Source organism: Kitasatospora sp. NPDC059817 (assembly GCF_042731835.1).
Classification (GTDB): Bacteria; Actinomycetota; Actinomycetes; order Streptomycetales; family Streptomycetaceae; genus Kitasatospora.
The window spans coordinates 1-822 of the sequence record NZ_JBHWIR010000021.1; the positions used below are offsets into that span (position 1 = coordinate 1).

Below are 822 nucleotides of genomic sequence, written 5' to 3' on the forward strand. Positions count from 1 at the left end.
CCGATACTCCGCATGGACTCCCTCCTCCGCCTTGCGATGCACGCACTCCGACGCCGCGCGCTGATCCGACGTGATCCGAAAGAGAGCCCCTAGTCGCACCTCCTCGCCGTAGTGCCCCAGGACGTCCAACGACTCGGCGGCGGCGACGAGTTGACGGGCATGGCCGCACTCGCGGCGCCAGGCCGCGAAGGCTTCGTCCGGGTCGGCGGTGTCGGCGTCGACATTCGGCCGACCCGACCCGACCCGACCCGACCCGACCCGACCGGCCGTCCTAGCGCAGGTGCTGCAACCACCGCACCGCGCCCGGTACGTCCGGGGCCGCCGGTACGCCGTCGGGCAGCGGCGGGCGTTCCACGACGACCACCGGGAGCCCGAGTTCGCGCGCGGCGGTGAGTTTGGGCGCGGTCGCGGCGCCGCCGCTGTCCTTGGTGACCACGACGTCGATCCGGTGCTCGCGCAGCAGCGCCCGTTCGCCGTCGAGCGTGAACGGCCCCCGGTCCAGCAGGACTTCGAGCGTGGACGGCAGCGGCGGCTCGGGCGGGTCGACCGAGCGGGCGAGGAAGTGCAGGTGGTCGAGGTGGGCGAAGGTGGCGATGCCCTGTCGCCCGGTGGTGAGGAAGACCCGCCGTCCGAGGCCGGGCAGGAGTTCGGCGGCCGCGGCGAGCGAGGGTGCGTGGTGCCAGCGGTCACCGGGGACGGGCGCCCAGCCGGGCCGCCGCAGCGCCAGCAGCGGCACGTCGGCGGCGGCCGCCCCGAGGGCGGCGTTGCGGGGCAACCCGGCGGCGGCCCGGGGGGGGGGGGGGAGTACCCCGGCCACCCCAG

Annotated in this window: 1 protein-coding gene; it reads right to left on the minus strand. The window is 75.9% G+C overall.

Translation table 11 applies throughout. From position 1 onward, the window contains the following. Positions 1 to 271: 271 nt before the first annotated feature. On the minus strand, positions 272 to 822 hold a 551-nt coding region (locus ACFV61_RS07315; protein ID WP_380490534.1), incomplete at its 5' end, for a precorrin-6A/cobalt-precorrin-6A reductase.